Source organism: Halobellus sp. Atlit-38R (assembly GCF_003665925.1).
GTDB lineage: Archaea > Halobacteriota > Halobacteria > Halobacteriales > Haloferacaceae > Haloquadratum > Haloquadratum inordinatus.
This window is the reverse complement of sequence record NZ_QXIJ01000377.1, coordinates 1-443: the sequence shown is the minus strand read 5'-3', so window position 1 is coordinate 443 and position 443 is coordinate 1. Positions and strand designations below refer to the sequence as shown.

Below are 443 nucleotides of genomic sequence, written 5' to 3'. Positions count from 1 at the left end.
CGCGAGGCACCGCGGACCGCGAGCGACCTCGCCGAGACGCTGTCGCTGCCGACGCCGACCGTGTACGAACACCTCGACCACGTCTCGCGGTCGGTCCGAGAGGGGAACGCCGGCGGCGGCGACGCGGACGAGGAGTTCCTCGTCGCGCCGCCGACCTGCCGCGAGTGCGGGTTCGACGGCTTCGACGACCCGGTCAACGAGCCGTCGCGGTGTCCCGAGTGTAAAAGCGAGCGGATCGAGGAGCCGGCGTTCGTGATCCGGTAGGGAGGCTCGCGCGGCTTACAGCTCGTCCAGCAGCGTCGTCGCCGCGTCGGCCGAGGAGCCCGGGCCGCGCGCGGTGATCAGGTCGCCGTCGACCGTGACGCTCGTGTCGGCGTCGAGTTCGGCGTCCCAGTCGGCGCCGGCGAGGACGACCTCGTCTTCGACCCAGTACGGGAGCTTCC

The 443-nt window shown here is 72.2% G+C and carries 1 protein-coding gene and 1 pseudogene; one reads left to right on the top strand and one right to left on the bottom strand.

Annotated features, from left to right (window positions below):
- A partial coding sequence (locus D3D02_RS19930) for a transcriptional regulator (protein WP_121571401.1) occupies positions 1-264 on the top strand: 264 nt, incomplete at its 5' end.
- 15 nt (positions 265-279) lie between these two features.
- On the opposite strand, the pseudogene D3D02_RS19925 reads toward D3D02_RS19930, so the two are convergent.
- Positions 280-443 (bottom strand): annotated as a pseudogene (locus D3D02_RS19925) (type 1 glutamine amidotransferase domain-containing protein); the annotation flags it as partial.